Origin of the sequence: Brevibacillus thermoruber 423 (genome assembly GCF_000454065.1) — a bacterium.
In the GTDB taxonomy this organism is placed as follows: Bacteria; Bacillota; Bacilli; order Brevibacillales; family Brevibacillaceae; genus Brevibacillus; species Brevibacillus thermoruber.
Map to the genome: position 1 here is coordinate 726,358 of NZ_ATNE01000001.1, position 18,846 is coordinate 745,203.

16 protein-coding genes, 1 pseudogene, 1 riboswitch and 1 other annotated feature are annotated in these 18,846 nt (G+C 56.7%); of the genes and pseudogenes, 3 read left to right on the forward strand and 14 right to left on the reverse strand.

The window, feature by feature from the left end:
- Positions 1 to 17: 17 nt before the first annotated feature.
- The gene (istA, locus tag M516_RS24555; protein ID WP_008409807.1) at positions 18 to 1,241 is read left to right on the forward strand and encodes an IS21 family transposase; all 1,224 of its coding nucleotides are present in this window, start codon (positions 18 to 20) and stop codon (positions 1,239 to 1,241) included.
- Positions 1,238 to 2,005, forward strand: a complete 768-nt coding sequence (istB, locus tag M516_RS0103540) for an IS21-like element helper ATPase IstB (RefSeq protein ID WP_008409491.1) — start codon at positions 1,238 to 1,240, stop codon at positions 2,003 to 2,005. The genes istA and istB overlap by 4 nt, the downstream gene beginning before the upstream one ends.
- A 48-nt stretch (positions 2,006 to 2,053) precedes the next feature.
- Here the strand turns inward: istB and M516_RS24245 are convergent, their stop codons facing one another.
- The 9 genes and pseudogenes from M516_RS24245 to M516_RS0103585 all read right to left on the reverse strand — a co-directional run bounded on the left by M516_RS24245 (position 2,054) and on the right by M516_RS0103585 (position 11,332).
- The gene (locus M516_RS24245) at positions 2,054 to 3,073 is read right to left on the reverse strand and encodes a thrombospondin type 3 repeat-containing protein (RefSeq protein WP_029097909.1); all 1,020 of its coding nucleotides are present in this window, start codon (positions 3,071 to 3,073) and stop codon (positions 2,054 to 2,056) included.
- Between the two features lie 379 nt (positions 3,074 to 3,452).
- Positions 3,453 to 3,590: a zincin-like metallopeptidase toxin domain-containing protein gene (locus M516_RS26115; RefSeq protein WP_255433741.1), complete on the reverse strand. Its 138-nt coding sequence runs from the start codon at positions 3,588 to 3,590 to the stop codon at positions 3,453 to 3,455.
- Between the two features lie 140 nt (positions 3,591 to 3,730).
- Positions 3,731 to 4,039: pseudogene (locus M516_RS22650) on the reverse strand (IS3 family transposase); the annotation flags it as partial.
- Positions 4,040 to 4,106: 67 nt separating this feature from the next.
- Positions 4,107 to 5,807, reverse strand: coding sequence for a glycerol-3-phosphate dehydrogenase/oxidase (locus M516_RS22655; RefSeq protein WP_051188092.1), 1,701 nt, complete (start codon positions 5,805 to 5,807; stop codon positions 4,107 to 4,109).
- Between the two features lie 219 nt (positions 5,808 to 6,026).
- Positions 6,027 to 6,584 (reverse strand): glycerol-3-phosphate responsive antiterminator, encoded by a 558-nt coding sequence (locus M516_RS0103565; RefSeq protein ID WP_029097910.1) that lies wholly within the window; start codon positions 6,582 to 6,584, stop codon positions 6,027 to 6,029.
- 48 nt (positions 6,585 to 6,632) lie between these two features.
- Positions 6,633 to 7,403 (reverse strand): HAD-IIA family hydrolase, encoded by a 771-nt coding sequence (locus M516_RS0103570; RefSeq protein ID WP_029097911.1) that lies wholly within the window; start codon positions 7,401 to 7,403, stop codon positions 6,633 to 6,635.
- Between the two features lie 12 nt (positions 7,404 to 7,415).
- Positions 7,416 to 9,122 (reverse strand): ABC transporter permease, encoded by a 1,707-nt coding sequence (locus tag M516_RS0103575; protein ID WP_029097912.1) that lies wholly within the window; start codon positions 9,120 to 9,122, stop codon positions 7,416 to 7,418.
- The gene (locus tag M516_RS0103580; RefSeq protein ID WP_029097913.1) at positions 9,119 to 10,249 is read right to left on the reverse strand and encodes an ABC transporter ATP-binding protein; all 1,131 of its coding nucleotides are present in this window, start codon (positions 10,247 to 10,249) and stop codon (positions 9,119 to 9,121) included. Before M516_RS0103580 ends, M516_RS0103575 begins: the two co-directional genes overlap by 4 nt.
- A gap of 12 nt (positions 10,250 to 10,261) precedes the next feature.
- Entirely contained in the window at positions 10,262 to 11,332 is a 1,071-nt protein-coding gene (locus M516_RS0103585) for an extracellular solute-binding protein (protein ID WP_029097914.1), read from the reverse strand.
- Between the two features lie 368 nt (positions 11,333 to 11,700).
- Positions 11,701 to 11,889, forward strand: a riboswitch (Lysine riboswitch).
- Between the two features lie 106 nt (positions 11,890 to 11,995).
- On the opposite strand from M516_RS0103585, the gene M516_RS0103590 reads away from it, so the two are divergent.
- Positions 11,996 to 13,450 carry an amino acid permease gene (locus M516_RS0103590; protein WP_029097915.1) on the forward strand — a complete coding sequence of 485 codons (1,455 nt, stop codon included), beginning with the start codon at positions 11,996 to 11,998 and terminating at the stop codon, positions 13,448 to 13,450.
- Positions 13,451 to 13,491: 41 nt separating this feature from the next.
- Here the strand turns inward: M516_RS0103590 and M516_RS0103595 are convergent, their stop codons facing one another.
- From M516_RS0103595 to M516_RS0103615, 5 genes are all read right to left on the reverse strand, one after another.
- Positions 13,492 to 14,670, reverse strand: coding sequence for an aminotransferase (locus M516_RS0103595; protein WP_029097916.1), 1,179 nt, complete (start codon positions 14,668 to 14,670; stop codon positions 13,492 to 13,494).
- Positions 14,667 to 15,167 carry an Lrp/AsnC family transcriptional regulator gene (locus M516_RS0103600; protein WP_029097917.1) on the reverse strand — a complete coding sequence of 167 codons (501 nt, stop codon included), beginning with the start codon at positions 15,165 to 15,167 and terminating at the stop codon, positions 14,667 to 14,669. Before M516_RS0103600 ends, M516_RS0103595 begins: the two co-directional genes overlap by 4 nt.
- Before the next feature lie 103 nt (positions 15,168 to 15,270).
- Positions 15,271 to 15,514: a binding site (T-box leader), on the reverse strand.
- 139 nt (positions 15,515 to 15,653) lie between these two features.
- Positions 15,654 to 16,334 (reverse strand): DUF4956 domain-containing protein, encoded by a 681-nt coding sequence (locus M516_RS0103605; protein ID WP_029097918.1) that lies wholly within the window; start codon positions 16,332 to 16,334, stop codon positions 15,654 to 15,656.
- Positions 16,335 to 16,384: 50 nt separating this feature from the next.
- A complete protein-coding gene (locus M516_RS0103610; RefSeq protein ID WP_238550902.1) occupies positions 16,385 to 17,092 on the reverse strand; it encodes a polyphosphate polymerase domain-containing protein in 708 nt (235 codons plus the stop codon).
- A 19-nt stretch (positions 17,093 to 17,111) separates the two neighbouring features.
- Complete coding sequence (locus tag M516_RS0103615) at positions 17,112 to 18,836, reverse strand: CotH kinase family protein (RefSeq protein WP_029097920.1); 1,725 nt, start codon at positions 18,834 to 18,836, stop codon at positions 17,112 to 17,114.
- Positions 18,837 to 18,846: the final 10 nt, after the last annotated feature.

Sequence of the window (18,846 nt, forward strand, 5' to 3'; positions counted from 1 at the left end):
TCTTCGGAGGGAGACACATGCTAAGGAGTGGGATAGTGATATCGTTACATACCATGAGGGCAGAAGGCAAGAGTATTCGTGAAATTGCCCGTCTAACGGGGCATTCTCGAAATACAGTTCGCCGATATCTCCGGGGTGAATTCTCCCCCGAAAAGGGAACCCGTAAATCTCGTGGTTCCAAGCTTGATCCGTATAAACCGTTCCTGCAGGAACGTCTTCAAGAAGGTATCTATAACTGCGAGGTTTTATTCGATCTTCTACGAGAAAAGGGGTATACCGGGGGACGTACCATCTTGAAAGACTATGTGAAGGACTTCCGTCCTCCCAAACAAGTTCCCGCTGTTCTTCGTTACGAGACGAAACCTGGTGAATATGCACAGGTCGACTGGGGACTGTGTGATTACGTAGATTTGGACGGTACAGTCCGAAAAGTGCCGGTATTTGTCATGGTATTGGGGTACTCTCGTTCCACCTATATAGAGTTCACTAAGCGTTGTGACATTCACAGCTTTCTTCGTTGCTTGATTCATGCTTTTGAATATTTTGGGGGCATCCCAAAGGTAATGCTGACCGACCAGATGAAAACCGTCGTACTGGGCATGGGAGATGATCGAAAACCTCGCTGGCATCCGCTTTTTGCCGACTTTGCTGCAGCGATTGGGCTTGTTCCAAAAGTATGCAAAGTTCGACGCCCCGAAACAAAGGGAAAAGTGGAACGAGGCGTTCAATACGTAAAAAACAACTTTCTTCCTGGCAAACGCTTCGTTGATTTACAGGATCTCAATCAACAAGCCCTACACTGGTGCGAGCGGATTAACCGCCGTATTCATGGAACAACCGGCGAACGTCCCATCGACCGACTCCGTGAGGAAAATCTGTCGCCTATCCCTTCAGCTGAACGATGGGAAAAATACTTGCATGAACCGAGACAGGTCAGCCGAGACGGATTTGTTAGCTACGATGGTGTACGATATGGGGTTCCATGGAGGTACAGTGGACGTGAGGGTACCGTGCGAGAAGTGAATGGGTGGGTGGAAATCTGGGCCGACGGCACATGTATTGCTCGACACCAAAAGGTCTATCGATCCCGTGCAACTGTTTTTTGTGAAAACCAGTATGCAGGTCTTACGACTGCTCAAGGATATGCCTATCCACGTCCGCAAGCCCGACAGATTTCATCGCAGCAAGTGGAAGTGCGTTCGCTGGATGTCTATGAGCAGCTGACGGGGGTGGGAGCATGATTGAACTGGAACAGGCACGGCTACGTCTTGAGGAACTTGGGCTTCAGCAAGCGGCTCTACTCTTGGATGCCCATTTGGAAGCGGCAAGTCATGGACAGCCCACCTATCTGTCCTTTCTCAACATGCTTCTAGATGCAGAGATAGCGGAACGTCAAAAACGGAATATGGAGGTACGCACCAAACTCGCACACTTGCCTTACCGAAAAACGCTGGAGGAGTTCGATTTTGCTTTCCAACCCAGCATTGACGAACGGTTGATTCGAGAGCTGGCCACGATGACTTTTGTAACCCGACACGAGAATGTCTTGTTCTTAGGGCCTCCCGGAGTAGGAAAAAGTCATCTGGCGGTGGCGTTGGCTGTAGAAGCCATCTCGCAAGGGATATCCGTTTACTTTGTCAGTCTCTCGCAACTCATCGAAGATCTGCGAAAAGCTTACACGGAAAACAGGCTGGATAAACGCCTACGCATCTATATTCGACCAAAGCTCCTGATTATTGACGAAATTGGTTACTTACCGTTTGACAGTTTGGCAGCTAACCTCTTTTTCCAGGTAGTAAGTGCAAGATACGAGAGAGGGAGTATTCTGTTGACCAGCAACAAGAGTTTCGGTGAATGGGGGGAACTGATGGGCGATCCGATACTTGCTACGGCTATCCTGGATCGGCTCTTACACCATTCCCACATCGTCAATATTAGGGGGAATAGTTACCGACTTCGTGAGAAGATGAGGACTGGAGCCTACGGCTCCCCCTCTACCACCTAACCAACAAAAAATCGCCGGGTGGGTCAATTCTAAACCGGCGATGGTGGGTCAAAATAAAGTCGGCGTTGACACGCCATCCAGACTGATATCATCATCATATTTTACAGTCTTTGAAATTTTAAATGTCCCATCATCACTAATGCTCTCAGCGTCGATTTCTAGTGGTAAATTGTTAAGTTTTACTTTCCCCTTTTTCTTCTTGAATTTTCCTTTTTTAGCTTCTTTTGTTGGTACATATTCTGTAAAATCTTTGCTGGATAGTAAAACAAAAGTCCCTCCTCCTAGAAACTCAACCTCTATTGAATTTGTCCTTTTGGAATACTTTTGTTCCTTAATAGGTTCTAACTGAACTTTCTTTTCATTGTATTTATATAAAACATAATCTTCATTTTTTTCTTTCTCATTAACTGGTATCGACAGATTAAATTCTATATTTGGATCCAAACTTACAATATTGAAAGTTAGCGCACTCCTTATTTCTTGGGCTAACAGAACTGGTGTCTGACGGACAATTACTTTCTGAGGAACGTTTGAAATTCCGATCATTTCGCCTTTTATGCCAAATTCATTTTTTGGAAATGTGTATTTATGTTTCTCATCCCCATCCAACTTTTTGTTGTTGTTTTCATCAGAATTTAATGGATCCGATCCTAAATACGAAATTTCAATACCATCTTTAAGACCGTCTCCATCAGTATCTGCAACTGATGGTTTTGTTTGGTATTTAACTATTTCAACTTTATCATCTAAACCATCGCCATCACTATCTTTAGCATCTAATTTTGTTCCCAATTCCTGTTCTTCAAGATTTGTAAGTCCGTCACCGTCATAATCTTCATCACCATCTAATATCCCATTACCATTAGTATCATTGTTTATTGTGCTGGTAATGAACAATTCATTAAAGTCTGTTAATCCATCATTATCGCTATCCTGTTTAAACTCTATACTGTCAATAGTTTTTTGCTTCGATTTTGCATAAGCTTCAGGTGTCATCACCCCTTGGAAGAAAAATAATGTAACAAGTGATGCTGATAACGTTAGAATATGCATTTTCTTCATTAACATTATTAAACCTCCTATTTTTCAATTTTTTACCTTTACATTGGTATTATACTCTTATAATTTTGACATATCAACACTTTATATGTCATATTTTGGGTTTCATCTTTAATCGTGCTTGAAATTTTTCTATCGTAGTTTTCGTTTTTTATATGGCTTGTTTACGAATCTCTACAGTCCCAAAAGGTGCACAGCCCAAACTGGTACGTCGCCTGCAATTCTATGAGTCCCTGATGCACCACTTCCTGTCGTCAGGCATTTGCTGTAGGGGCGGGACACTCATTGAGCCGTCTGAGATGGTCACTCCCGCCAAGTCTTGGCCATCGTTCCTCTATCTTCATTTGTCGAGTACATATTTTTTCGAAAAGCTTGAATGCCATGACCTTCATCTGCGGCTTGCCTTTAGCAAATACGCCGTAGCTATAAACGATTGAATTATCGATGCCTCATCAAATAGATGTCTATTATTCATGCTTTGTTCATATACATATTCCTCCCTTTCTACTAGACGCCCTAATTTCATCTAAGTAGCTTTCCCAATAGCCAAGCATTGCTCAGCGTGATATCCTTCAATAAATCTTTCGGTAACCCCAAAAGCAAAGCAAGCAAAAAAATAAACCACCAGCACTGAAGTGACCCCAAAAAGTTAGACAGTAATTTTAGTTAAGCCGCAAGTAAGGTTTGAGTTCGGTATTGCACTGGACTCAAGCCTTTTAATTTTGCCTTGATGCGTTTGTTGTTATAGTAGTCGATGTATTTTGCCAACTCTTGTTTAAAATGCTCAATGCTTTCAAACTCTTGCATATATAATAATTCCGATTTCAGGATACCAAAGAAGTTCTCCATGACAGCATTGTCATAACAGTTTCCTTTCCGCGACATACTCTGCGTGACGTTCTTCTCTTTCAATGCATGTTGGTACTTGCTCATTTGGTAATGCCAGCCTTGATCTGAGTGAATAAGCAGTTCGTCTTCACTTTCGGGTACATAACTGAAGTCAAATAGCCGTTGACCTTCTTTGTCAACGGCTTGTCAAAAATCAATTGCAACGAGACTCCCTGTCAAGCGGACAACGCGTTCCTTCCTCCAACGCCGCGTCGCTTTCCGGAAGCTGGCGGATCGACGCGATCAAGCGCGCGATCATCTCCCGCTGGCGTGCTGCCTCCGCGGCGTCCCATTTCCGTTCGTCCGCCATCAGCCTGACGACGCGCTCCGCCTGTTCTTCCGCCTTGTGCAGTTGAAAATAGGTCCAGCCGGTGCGCAGCCGCAGGAAGTCGACGGCGTGTACTGTCATCTCCTCCTCCACGGCGTATTGAATCTGCGCCCGCAGAAGCTGTTCGGGGGTAAGAGGAGGTCCCGGCAGCCGATCGTAAATCCGCAGCGTGTTGGTGCCGTACGTGTCGAGCCACTCCTGCGCCGTCTCCCGGTCGACGCCTTTCTCCACCCCCAGCCGCAGCATCTCCCGCTTCCAGTCTTCATACCGCTCACGCCCGTTCCGCTCTCCGCCGCTGATCACAATCCGGTCGGTCGTGCAGCCGGGAAAGGACCGTCCTTCCCGCTCCCGCAGCGTCTGCGCCACCAGATCGACCACCTTTTCCGCCATCTTGCGGAAGCCCGTCAGCTTGCCTCCGGCGATGGTGATCAGGCCGGAAGGGGAATGAAACACCTCGTCTTTCCGCGACAGTTCCGACGGGCCTTTGCCCTCCTCGTAAATCAGCGGGCGCAGTCCGGCCCAATGGGAGAGCACGTCCCGCGGCTTCAGCCTGACATCGGGGAACATCGCGTTGACCGCGCGCAGCAGGTAGTCGCGGTCCGCGACGGTGGTGCGGGGCTGGTCGATGTCGTGTCGGTAGGGCGTGTCGGTCGTGCCGATGTAGGTGATCGTGCCGCGCGGAATGACGAACACCATGCGCCCGTCCGGGGTGTCAAAGTACGCCGATTGCGCCACCGGCAGGCGGTCGTAGGCGACCACCAGATGGACGCCTTTCGTCAGATAGAGGCGCTTGCCGGCAAGCGAGCCGTCCAAGCGGCGCAGTTCGTCCACCCAGGGGCCGGCGGCGTTGACGACGCATGTGGCGTACAGATCAAACGTCCGGCCCGACACGCCATCCGCGACGCGCACCCCCGTCAACCGGCCGTTGTCGTAGAGAAACTGGCGCGCTTCCGCGTAATTGACCGCCCGTGCCCCGTGTGCCACAGCCGTCTTCATGATGTCGAGCGTCAGGCGGGCGTCGTCCGTGCGGTATTCCACGTAGAGTCCGCCTCCTTTTAGCCGGTCCCGCTTGAGCAGCGGCTCCTGCCGGATCGTCTCGTCGCGGCTGAGCATTTTCCGCCGTTCCGTGCGCTCCACGCCGGCCAGCAGGTCGTACAGGTAGAGGCCGACCGACGAGGCCAGGTAGCCGTAGGTTCCCCCTTGGTAGATCGGCAGCAGCATCGGGGCGGGAATGACCAGATGGGGGGCGTTTTTGTACAGGATGGCCCGTTCTCTCCCTACTTCCCGCACCAGCTTCACTTCCCCCTGCTTCAGATACCGGAGCCCGCCGTGAATCAGTTTGGTGGAGCGGCTGCTCGTCCCCGAACCGAAGTCCGCCTTTTCCACCACGGCCACCTTCATGCCGCGGACGCTGGCGTCCAGCGCGATGCCCGCACCGGTAATCCCGCCGCCGATCACGAGCAGGTCAAGCGTCTCCCCCGCCATCTCCTGAAGTACAGCCAGCCGGCTGCTCGCTGAAAATTTCATTTTCACACAAAAGCCTCCTCTCCGGCAGGACGAAGCCTCCCTGTTGCAGCCGCTTCGCCCGCGCCGGTTCTTCTCACGCGCTCCATGTTTCATGCCGAAAAAAACCCCCTGTGAAAAGTGCGGCCTGCCATCATCAGACAAGCCGTCCTTTCAAGGGGGTTCTCCTGTTCTCTTCCCTTTTTCCTATTCACAAGAAGACTTACACGAAAACTACGTCCACTAAAACCACAGGTCCTTGGTGCCGACCGACACGGCCAGCGCCCCTGCGGCAAGCGCGTCGTCAATTTCCTGCTTGGTGCCGACCAGTCCGCCGGCGATGATGGGCAGCGGCGTCAGGCCGGTCATCTCCTGGATCACCCTCGGCATCACGCCGGGCATCACTTCGACCGCGTCCGGCATGCTCTGCTCCACGACCTTGATGCCTTTGATCACGGCGTTGCGATCGATCAGAAAGATGCGCTGAATCGCCATCAGCCCCATCTCCTTGGCGACCCGAATCAGGTTGCTGCGGGTGGAGATGATGCCGGTCGGCGCGATGTTTTGGGCCACGTACGCCACGCCGCTTTTGTCAGGGGCGATGCCCTCGATGAACTCCATGTGCAAAAAGACGCATTTGCCGGCCTGCTTGATCCGGTCCACCAGTTCCTTGATGTTGAAAATCGAGCCGGTCAACAGAAAGACGATATTCACGTCGCTTTTGATCGCGTCGTCCACATCGGCTTCCGATTGAACCGCGGCGATGGTCTGGTGTTCGACAAGATCGACAATAGGATACATCCGTTACCCTCCAGGTCAGGTTGGTTGCTCCTATTATACCACCACTTTCTAAATGTTCACAATTTCTTTAATACTGTTTAAAATGTAGCGCGGACGGTATTCGCTCCGCTCGGCCATCTCCCTGGTGGAGATGCCGGTCAGCACGAGGACGGAATTCATCCCGGTGTCATTGCCCATCTTGATGTCCGTTTCCAGCCGGTCGCCCACCATGTAGCAGGAAGCGTAGTCCAGCCCCAGATGGCAGACGGCCGCTTCCGCCGCGATCGGGGAGGGTTTGCCCACCACGAGGTCGACCGGCCTGCCCGTCGCCCCTTCCAATGCCCCGATAAACGCGCCGGTGTCCGGGATTTGTCCGTCTTCCAGCGGGCACGTCCGGTCCGGGTTGGACGCGATCACCTTGGCTCCCCGCACCGCCGCCTGGTACAAAGCGTTCAGCATCCCGTAGCTGAACTGCCGGTCCCACGACAGGACGACGTACTGCACATCGTGCGGGTCGTCGCTCATGACGATGCCGTGCGCCGCCAGCTCGTCACGGATCGGCTGCTCCCCGATGACCAGCACCCGCTCGCCCGGCTGCATCACCCGCTGCAGGTACCGGGCCGTGATCAGCGAAGAGTTGAGCACGTCGTCCACCGTTGTAGGGATGCCCATTTTCGTCAGCTTCTCCGCGTAGGACTGGCGGGTGGCGATCGGCTTGTTGGAGAGGAACACCACCTTGTCGCCGCGCGCCCGCAGCGTCCGGATCGCCTCCGCCGCCCCCTCAATCAAACGGTCCCCCAGATAGACCGTACCGTCGAGGTCAAAGATAAACCCTCTCATTGCCCGTTCTCCTTAGTACAGTTGGTCTTTGGTCAGTTTTTTCGCCAGGGACTGCAGCGCGATGACAATGGCGATGATCAGGATCGCCATCGCCGAAGCGGTGTAGTACTCGCCGCGCAGCAGGTTCTGAAACACGGCCAGGCTCATCGGCGCCCAATCCGTCGGAGCGAGCAGGAGCGAGATGCTGGTCTCCTTGATCACCGTCACGAACACCAGTATGGCGCCCGCCGCGATGCCCGGCAGCATCAGCGGGCCGATGACCGTAACCGCCGCCAACAGGTTGGAGGCGCCCAGGTTGACGGCCGCTTCTTCGATGTCTTTGCGGATCGCCATCATCGAACTCATCGTCGAGCGAATCATGTACGGCATCCGCCGAATCGTGTAGGCGACGATCAGCAAGAGGGCGGTGCCGGTCAATTTCAGCGGCGCCGTATTAAACGTCTGGATCAGCGCAATCCCCAGGGAAATCCCCGGCACGATCAGCGGGATCGACGAGACGAAGTCAAGCCCGCCGGAGCCGCGCCGCACCACGAAGTACGAGACAAACGTGGCGATCACGACGCTCAGCACCAGCGCTCCGGCCGCCAGCACCAGGCTGTTCACGATATTTTTATGCGACGTGCTGAAGATGGTCAGGTAGTGCTTCAGCGTGTAGCCGTCGGGCAGGGCGTGATGCCCCCAGGTGGTCGCCAGCGACGAGAGAAAGACGGACCCGACGGCCAAAAGCGGCACCAGCATCACCAGGAAGGTGTAGATAGTGAGCACGGCGACGACCCCTTTGTGGTCGTTCAGCTTCTGCCGCGTCGGCTTGCCCGAGATGGTGCCGTACTCCTTCCCTTTGACCACCAACCGCTGCAGCCAGAAAAAGAAGGCGGCCACCAGCAGCATGATCACGGTCAGGACGGCCGAGCCCGCCCAGTTGTAGAAGCCGGCGATCTCGCGGTACGCCTCGACCACGATCAGGTTCAGGTCTTTGGGCGCCAGAATGATCGGCGTGCCGAAATCGGAAAAGCTGACGGTAAAAATCAGCAGCATGCTGGAGACGATCCCCGGCACGGCCAGCGGCAGCGTCACCCGCAAAAAGGTGTACCAGCCTTGCGCCCCCAGGTTTTGCGACGCTTCCTCCAGCGTCAGGTCGCTGATCTTGAACGCCGCCACCATCGGCCAAAGCGCGTAGGGAAAGAAGAAAAAGACCTGTACCAGCACGATTCCCAACATCGACTGCACGTCAAACAGCACGCCTTCGCCGCCTAGCGACCGGTAGATGTGGTTGACCCACCCGGTCTTGCCGAACATCAGGGTAAACGCGTAGGACGAGATGAACGTCGGCACCACCAGCGGGATGGTGCAGAGCGCGGCGAAGAACGGCTTCCACGGCATGGTGGTGCGGGCGAAGGCGTAGGCGATCGGCAGCACCAACACCGTCACCAGCAGCGCCACCCCCGTGCTCAGCTTCAGGCTGTTGACCAGCGCGGCGAAGTACCCCGTGCCTTCAAACAGCGACGAGTACGCGTCCAGCGACAGGTGAGAGAGCTTCTTCAGCGTGGACGACAAAATTTTCTGACTGGTCAGGCTGCCAAACAGGTTGACCGGCTCTCCCGTCAGGCTGACGAGCAGGATGGAAAACAGCGGGACCAGCAAAAACACAAGGAAAAAGAGATAAATCAACCATTTCAGCACGGTAAAGCCGTTGAAGGTAAAGGAGTGCCGCTGTTTCATAAGATCACCACGACATTCGGATCGATTGCCAGCTTCACGTTCGTCCCCGCCGGCAGCAGCGGGCTGCCCGCTTCAAAGGTTTTGTCCACTTCCACCTGCAGTTCGCCGACCTGCACGTCGTAGCGGATGGTCGAACCCAGATAGGTGGACATGGAAATCGTGCCTTCCAGCAGGTTGTCGCCCGTATCCACCTGCGCCCCGTCCGCAAACAGTCGGATGCTTTCCGGCCGGATGATCACGTCCACTTCGCTGCGGTTGGTCGGAAACGCGGAGCGAATCACCCCGTCGCCGACGAGCTGCAGCACGGTGCCCGCCTCGCCGGACTCCTTCACCGTCGCTTTGAAGATGTTGGACGCGCCGACGAAATCGGCGACAAACGTGGAGGCCGGTTGGCTGTACAGGGCCGTGGGCGTGTCCACCTGCACCAGCCTGCCGCCCTGCATCACGGCCACGCGGTCGGCCATGCTCATCGCTTCTTCCTGGTCGTGGGTCACAAAGATCGTCGTGATCCCCACTTTCTGCTGGATGCGCCGAATGGTGACGCGCATGCTGCTGCGCAGCTTCTTGTCCAGGTTGGACAGCGGCTCGTCCATCAGCAGGACGGCCGGCTCCATGATCAGCGCCCGGGCCAGCGCCACGCGCTGCTGCTGGCCGCCGGACAACTGTCCGGGCAGGCGGTCGGCGAGGTGGCCCAGTTCGACGAAATCAAGGGCGTCGCGCACCTTTTTTTCGGTGTCCTTGTCCACTTTCCCCAGCTTGCGGTTGAGCATGTGGGCCAGCACGGACAGCTTCGTGTCCAGGCCGCCCTGGTAAAAGCGGCGCACCTGCAGGCTGTAGGCGACGTTTTCAAACACGCTGAGATGGGGGAACAGCGCGTAGCTCTGAAACACCATGCCGCAGTTCCGCTGGTTGGCGGGCACATGGCTCACATCCCGCTCCCCGATGAAAATCTTTCCCGCGGTGGGGCTTTCAAAACCGGCCACACAGCGCATGGTCGTCGTTTTTCCGCAGCCGGAAGGTCCCAGAAGGGCGAAGAATTCGCCCTCGCGAATCTCCAGATTGACGTCTTCCAAAGCAGTGATTCCGTTGAATTGTTTATGCAAGTGTTCGATTCGAACCGACCCCATCCAAGAGCCTCCTTACTGGAATTTTTGCCGCCACTCGCTGCGCACCCGGTCGTAGTTGTTCACGACCCAGTCGACGTCCAGCTCCTGCGCGTGCGGGATGACATTTTCCAGGGTAAGCGGCGTTTTCGACTCCACTTCTTTGGAGATCGGGATGTGGTACCAGTTGGCCAGCGTCTGCTGCCCTTCCTTGGACAGCAGGTAGTCGATCAGCGCCTTGCCGCCGTCGGGGTTCGGGCCGTCCTTCACCAGCGACACCGGGTTGACGATGACCGGCGTCTTGTCCGGCACGATGAAATCGATTTTCTCCCCCTTGGCCTTCATCTCGTACGCCATGAAGTCAAAGGCGATCGCAATGTGTGCCTCCCCTTTGGCAACCGCTTTGGAAGGCGCGGAGCCGGAGTCGGGCATGGCGCTCATCTGTTCCACCAGCTTTTTGAAGTAGTCCCAGCCCTGCTCTTCGCCGCGGGCCATCAGTTGGCTCAGCACGGTGAGGGTCGCGGTGCCGGACGCGGCCGGGTTGGGCATCTGGATTTTGCCTTTCCATTTGGGATCGAGCAGGTCATCCCAGGTTTTCGGCGCCTCTTCCGGCTTCACCAGGTCGCTGTTGTAGGCGAACCCGAGCACGAACACCTCCGCGCCGATCCACTTCCAGTCCTTGTCGCGGAGTTTGATGCCGTCCCGTACTTCCGGCCAATCCTTGATCGCTTCCGGCGTATACGATGTGATGATGTCCTTGTCCTTGGCCGCCTCGAACGGCAGGAATCCGCCGCCGCCGTACCAGACGTCGCCCTGCGGGTTGTCTTTTTCCGCGATCATGCGGTTGACCAGCACGTTGGTCCCGGCGTACTGCACGTTGATGGAGGACCCTTTGTAAGCCTTTTCAAAATTGAGCCCGATCTCTTTGGTCATATCCGGCGTCTCCGGCGAATAGAGCGCGATTGGTCCCAGTTCCTTCGCTCCCGCCGATCCGTTCCCTGCCGGTGTGCCGCCGGGCGAAGCCTCTTCGCCGGAGGAGCACCCCGCCAGGGCGACAGTGGAGAGCAAAACGGCCGCGGCTGCGACGTTCATCCATTTTTTCAACATGCGTCAGACCCCTCTTTCTATTTATTGTTGATCGAATAGTCAAATAGTTTGGCAGGAGAAAAAGAAAAACCCTCACGTAGATAAACACATCCCCTTGGGAGTGTGTTTACGGGTAAGGGTTTTCTCCGTTTCTCCGCCTAACCGTATGGGAAAATATGCTATCCGATCAACGTTTCTTTAAGTATAACCAGATCCATCTCTTTCTGTCAATGAAGACGCTTAAATTTTTCAGACAAGTCGGACTGCTGGAGTCTCCGGTCACGGTCACGAGACGCACGGACATCTTACAAATTTTGCCCTTGATTTTGCCCCGTTTTTCTATATACTTGAACCATAACATAACTGCATAGATTATCCTCATCAAATACGATGAGGATAGAGGTCGCGGCTTTTATATGATTCTGGCACGAGATCCAGAGAAGATCGATGACTCCAGAGGAGGGAAAAGCCGCCGAAGTCCGCTGTGCATTCTCTGGGCACACGGGCTGGGGCTGTACCCGAAAGGGGCAGAACTGTCACGTTTGCGAGCCGGGCAAACGTGGTGTGCTATCTTCAACGAAGGCTTGGTGGGGATGTAACAATACCGCCCTGTTCGTTGTGGCGGTATTTTTTATGTCCGACCTTCCTTCCGACTATCTCATCAGAAAGGTCGTGCATGCACTCATGGAATCCAATCAACTGCAGCGGGGCCTCAAGGCCCGACACCTGACCATGATCGCCATCGGCGGCTCCATCGGCACGGGGCTGTTTTTGGCGAGCGGCGGCTCCATCCACTCCGCCGGTCCGGGCGGCGCGCTGGCCGCCTACGCGGCCATCAGCCTGATGGTCTACTTCCTGATGACCAGCTTGGGCGAGATGGCGGCGTTTCTCCCCGTCTCCGGTTCGTTTTCCACGTACGCGACGAAGTTCGTCGATCCGTCCCTCGGTTTTGCGCTGGGGTGGAACTACTGGTACAACTGGGCCATCACCATCGCCGTCGAGCTGTCGGCCGGGTCCTTGATCATGAAGTACTGGTTCCCCGACACGCCGTCCATCCTGTGGAGCGCCCTGTTCCTCGCTCTCATGTTTGGTCTTAATTATTTGTCCGTAAAAGGATACGGAGAATCGGAATACTGGTTTTCCCTGATCAAGGTGGCGACCGTCATCCTCTTCATCATCATCGGCCTGTTGATGATCCTCGGCATCATGGGCGGCGAAGCGGTCGGCTTCCGCAACTTTACCGTCGGCGAAGCGCCGTTCAACGGCGGCTTCATGGCGATGCTCGGCGTCTTCATGATCGCCGGCTTCTCCTTCCAGGGGACGGAACTGGTCGGGATTGCCGCGGGAGAAAGCGAAAATCCCGCCAAAAACGTGCCGAAAGCGATCAAGCAGGTGTTTTGGCGCATCCTGCTGTTCTACATTCTGGCGATCATCGTGATCGGGCTCTTGATCCCGTACGACAACCCCAACCTGGTCAACGGCGACATCGAGAACATCGCGATCAGCCCGTTTACGCTGGTGTTTCAAAAGGCCGGTCTCGCCTTCGCCGCGTCGGTGATGAACGCCGTCATCCTGACCTCCGTCCTGTCGGCGGGCAACTCCGGCATGTACGCCTCCACCCGCATGCTGTGGATGCTGGCCAAAGAAGGCAAGGCGCCCAAGCTGTTCAGCAAGGTAAACAAGCGGGGCGTTCCGGTCAATGCGCTGCTGCTGACCGCCAGCATCGGGATGCTCGCGTTTCTCGCCTCCCTGTTTGGCGACGGCGCCGTGTACATGTGGCTGCTCAACGCCTCCGGGATGTCCGGGTTTATCGCCTGGCTGGGCATCGCGATCAGCCACTACCGCTTCCGCAAGGCGTACGCAGCCCAAGGCCGCGACCTGAACCAACTGCCATACCGGGCGAAGTGGTTCCCGTTCGGCCCGATCTTCGCATTCGTCGTCTGCTGCTTCGTCATCCTCGGCCAAAACTACACCGCCTTCACCGGGGAGACGATCGACTGGAACGGCATTCTCGTGTCGTACATCGGCCTGCCGCTGTTCCTGATCGTCTGGCTCGGCTACAAGGCCGTGAAAAAGACGAAAGTGGTGCCGCTGCGGGAAGTGGATTTCTCCACTGACGAAACAACTGTATCCAACTAATACGTGAGGCAAAGGCCGGGGATTCCCCGGCCTTTCCTATTTCACGACAATCTCTGCACAAAGCGCCCCATCCGCTCCAGCGCCTTTCGGAGCTGATCCAGGGAGGTGGCGTAGGAGCAGCGGATGTGCCCTCTGCCGCTGTCGCCAAACACGTCGCCCGGCACCACGGCCACCTTTTCCTCCATCAGCAGCCGCTCGGCAAACTCGCTGGCGTCCAGCCCGGTGGACGCGATCGAGGGAAACGCGTAAAACGCCCCTTCCGGCTCGTGGCAGGCCAGGCCGATCTCCTGGAATCCCTGCACGACGAAATTGCGCCGCTGCCGGTAGCTTTCCACCATCTGCTCCATGTCCGCCTGACCATGCCGCAGCGCCTCCAGGGCGGCCATCTGCGCCATCACCGGCGCGCAGAGCATGGTGTACTGGTGAATCTTCAGCATGCCGCCGAGCAGGTCCGCCGGCGCGCAGACGTAGCCGAGGCGCCAGCCCGTCATCGCGAACGCTTTGGAAAAACCGGAGATCAGGATCGTCCGGTCCTTCATCCCGGGCAGGGCGGCGATGCTCTCATGCCTGCGGCCGTAGCTCAGCTCCGCGTAAATCTCGTCGGAGATGACCAGCAGATCGTGCTTTACGAGTATCGGCAGCAGCCGCTTCCACTCCTCCGCCGACATCGTGCTGCCGGTCGGATTGTTCGGGTAGCAGAAGATGATCGCCTTGGTGCGCGGCGTGATGTGCGCCTCCAGCTCCTCCGGCGTCAGCTTGAACGACTGCTCCGCGCGCGTGTGCAAAAACACCGGCACCCCGCCGGCCAGACGGATGACCGGTTCGTAGGAGACGTAGCAGGGCTCGACGACCAATACCTCGTCGCCGGGATCGACGATGGCCCGCAGCGCGATGTCAATCGCTTCGCTGGCACCGACCGTGATCAGCATCTCGGTTTCCGGATGGTACGAGACGGCGAAGCGCTCCTCCAGGTACTTGTGAATCTCCCTGCGCAGCTCGATGAGACCGGCGTTGGAGGTATACGACGTGTAGCCCCGTTCCAGCGAGGCGATGCAGGCTTCCCGCACGCGCCACGGGGTGACGAAATCCGGTTCCCCTACCCCGAGCGAAATGACCCCTTCCATCGAGGCGGCCAGGTCAAAGAAACGGCGGATGCCCGACGGCTTGAGCGATGCGACTGTGGCGGACAGGCGATTGCGAACGCCGGTTTGCTGACTCATGGGGTGACCACCATCCTGTGGTCTTCGTCCCTGTCTTCAAACTGAATGCCGTCGTGTTTGTACCGCTTCAGGATAAAGTGGGTCGCGGTCGAGACGACGGAGTCCAGCGTGGCCAGCTTTTGCGACACAAACGCCGCCACTTCCCGCATCGTTTTTCCTTCCAGCACGACGGACAGATCGTAGCTGGCGCCGGACATCAGGTAGACGGCCTTCACTTCCGGGAAACGGCAGATCCGCTCCGCCACCTCGTCAAAGCCCACGTCCCGCTTCGGCGTCACCTTGACGTCGATCATGGCCGTCACGTACGGATGGTCCTCCACCAGCTCCCAGTTGATAAGCGCGGGATACTTGACAATCACTTTGTCCGCTTCCAACCGGGCAATCGTCTCTCTCACGGTTTCCACCGGTTCCGCCAACAGGCTGGCGATCTGTTCCGGGGTCAGGCGGCTGTCCTGTTCCAGCAGCCGCAGCAGTTCACGCTGCTTTTGACGATCCATTTCCCTCACTCCATTCCTGTGAAAAATGCGTGTGGCCAACCCGCGTTCCCCAACAAAAAATCGCCTCGCAACCGAACCCGGGGCATCGTCCCGATGATTCGATTGCTGAGGCGACGGAATCGCGGTACCACTCAGCTTTTCTGCTCTCCTCGCGAAAAGCAGACTCGGAAAGTCCTGTACGGACTTTCACCCGATAACGGGGGCTGATCCGCTGCTTTCTACTCGCGGTTTCAAAAGCAGGAGCTCCAAGGCGGCTTCAAAGAGAGATGACGGCCGCCCTCTCAGCTTGCGGGCCGGCTCTCTGGACGTCAGCGCCCTCTCTTACTCTTCCTCTTCAAGGCCGTGGTTTCCTATGCGTCTGTCCGCTCCTTCTCCGGTACGGTGAAGGAGGTAAGCATGAGAGATTATAAAAACAGATGGCCGCGTTTGTCAATACGCCCATCCTCCCTCCCCCCCGGCCGGTTCCGGACAGGGGCGGAGGAGCCGTCACTGGGCGTACTCGCCGTTGTAGCTGACCAGCACCACGTCCTTGACCCCTTCCAACGCGGAGAAATCGTTGACAAACGCGGTGTTGTCGTCGCGAATCCGCAGCTCCACCGTCAGCTCGGTCAGCTCCTTGCGCACCGTCTTTGATTTCAGCACGGCGTTCATTTTCCGGATCCGCCGCTTGACCTCCTCTTCGGCGATCGCTTCGTAGTGCAGGATCAGGAGATAGGGGGAGGTGGCCTCCTTGCGCCGCGACAGCCACCAGATCGTCCCGCCCACCACCAGCGAACCGAAGATGGCGACCGGATAAATCTTCGCTCCCGCGGCGATGCCCGCCGAGACGGCCCAAAACATGTAGACGATGTCCATCGGATCCTTGACCGCCGTCCGGAACCGGACGATGCTGAGCGCGCCGACCATGCCGAGCGAGAGCACGATGTTGGTGCTGATGGTCATGATGATCAGCGCGGTAATGATCGTCATCAGCACGAACGTGACGTTGTAATTGTGGCTGTAGACCACTCCCCGGTAGCAGGCGCGGTACACGTAGTAGATGAACATGCCGACCGCGAACGCGACCAAGAGCCCCCAGCACATGTCCACCCACGATACGTTTGCAAACGCCTCGAGGTTGAGCACGCTTTTTTTGATGATGTCCCGAAACGTGATCAGCTCGTCCATAACGCACTTCCTTTCCCATCCATACAGTGCATCCCCGCCGCGCATCCGCCTCAGCGGCCGTACACTTTTTGCCTCTCCTTGCACAGGACGTACTTGGAGATCGTCGAGCGCTGGTGAGCCGACACCTGCGACAGCGAGCGAATCGTCCCGGGCAAAAAGCGGTGGAATTTTACCTCCATGATCATCCGCGGCCCCTGGATCGCCTCCCAGGTCGCCAGGTTGGGGTCAAACAGGTCAAACGAATGAAGCCCGGCCGCCAGTTGTTTGTCAAAGGTGATCCGGGTGTTGGTCGGCTCGTCCACATACGCCTCCCGGATGTAATCGACGATCACGGACGGCTTCATCGCCCCCTCTTTGAGATCGCGGTAAAAATCCGCCAACAGACGCTGCCTCTCGTCCGCCAGCCAGTCGATGTCACCCTCCAGCAGCCGGTACACCTGGCCGCGGGTCAAGGCGGCCGATTCCTTGAGCACGTACTCGTTCCACTTGCTTTTCCGCTCCAGCCGGATGAACCGGTCGCTGACGTTGTAGATGCGGATGCGGTACTTCTTCCGCTGGAAGTAGCCGTTGAGCTTGTCGTACAGCGCGCTCTCCCGGGCGTCGTCAAAATACAGGCTGCGGATGTGGTAGCCCTCGTCGCTCACGGAATGGCGGTCCAGGGGAAGGAGCGCCCGCATCCGGCTGCGCAGCCCGACGTATTCGTGCGGATGAATGTAGTACTTCAGTTCGTGACGCAGCATGTTCCCGTTTCCATGCACGCGCAGGCTCCCCCTCCCGTCAGTTCACGTAAAAGTCGCGGACGCCGTGATAGACGCTGCCGTTCTCATCGAAGAAGTTGTCAAACGCCGTCATGATGTGCCCCTTCGCGTCCTTCACCGTGACTCTCCAGAAGTAATGGCCCTTGCCGATGCCGTTCAGCACGAGCGAAGTTCCCTTCAAACCGTCGCGATCCACCAGCGGGCGGGCAAACGACGGCTCTTTCGCCAGTTGGAAGCGGTAGGTCAGCTCGTCTCCCTGCAGGTCGTACGACATCCCCCAGCGAAACGTCAGCGCTCCGTTCGCCTGCTCCACATCCCCCAGAAAATACGGCATCGGCGCCTGCAGGCTGGCGATGAATGCCTGCTCGTTCTCCACGGGCAGATGGATGATCCGCTCCAGCTCCTGCTCGTACAAGTCCACCCGTCCCGGCAGGTAGCGGATGTCCGGTTCCCGTCTGACGTAAGCGGAAACGACCGGTTTGTACGTCTCGATCATGCGGCGCGTGTTTTCCGGATTGATGATGGCGCGCAGTTCGCGCACTTTGGCCACGAGCTGCTCGACGTTTTGCGGATTTTTAAAAAACCGGTTGGCCACCACGCTGCCCCAGTAGTTCTGAATCCCCCGCTGCCACAAGGAACGCTCCCGGGGGTCGCCGCCCGGACCGCCGTAGTAGCCAAACGCCCCGTCGTAATCCCACGGCAGGAAATACCACTTCTCCGCGTTCAGCGGCGAATAGAGGAAAAAGTTTTGTGTGGACGTGTCCACGTCGTCCATCAGGATGTTGGCCGCCATCCAGGTCAGGAAGTTGTCGCGGTCGAAATGGCGGTCAAAGACGTCGTCGAAATCCTGGCTCATGTCGTTCACGTCATCCAACATGCGCAGCAGCTTGGCATGGTCGTTGGAGCCGTTGATTTCCAGGACGGACTCGAAGGCCTGTTTGTCGTACGCGGGATCGTCCGCCGTTTTCAACTTGTCGGGATAGCGGAAAAACTCAAAGTTGGACGCCTTGTACAGATGGCCGTAGGGATCCAGCCCGTGCGTCCGGAGAAACGACTTGTTGGGCTGTTCGATCTGGGTGTACAGGCCGTAATCCTCAAACGGGGCCTGCGCACGGCCGCTGGTGAGATCCCTGACGTGCAGGTGGACGAACTGCGTGCGCAGGCTGGTGATGTCCGGAAGCTGCTTGAAGTAGTCAAAGCTCAGTTTGTTGCGCAGCCGGGTGAAATCGGAAGCGTGCTTGTTCAGGTTGATGGTCCGCTGGTCCCGCCAGTAGCCGGCATTGTCAAAGAGCTTGATCTTGTACGACTTCTGCGGCGCCCGGATCGACGACTTGCCCCGGAGGGTGATGGAGGCGTTGGGCTCTGAGGTTCCGTAGCCGAACATCCCTTTCTGCGGCCCCTGATCCGTCCCTTCCTGCACGATGACGTTCAGCTTCCGCTCGGCCGTGCTGTCGGCCTCGTTGGCGATCCGGTTCAGCTCCGCCCAGGTCATCGGCCGCTCAGCGGTGAGATTGTCTTCCGTCACGGTGATGTACAGATGTACGACGCTTCCCGGCTGATCCTTTTCGTAGACCAGCCGGTTTTCCTGCAGCTTGGGCGCGTACTCCCCGGCAGGCGGCACGGCCGACCGGGCACCCTGCTCCTGCGGCTGGCTGACCTCTGCGTCCGGCGTACAGCCGCCCGCCGCCGCGACGCTCAACGCCAGCAAGACGGCCAGCCACCCGCTTCTCCTTGTCTGTTTCATCCCATTTCTC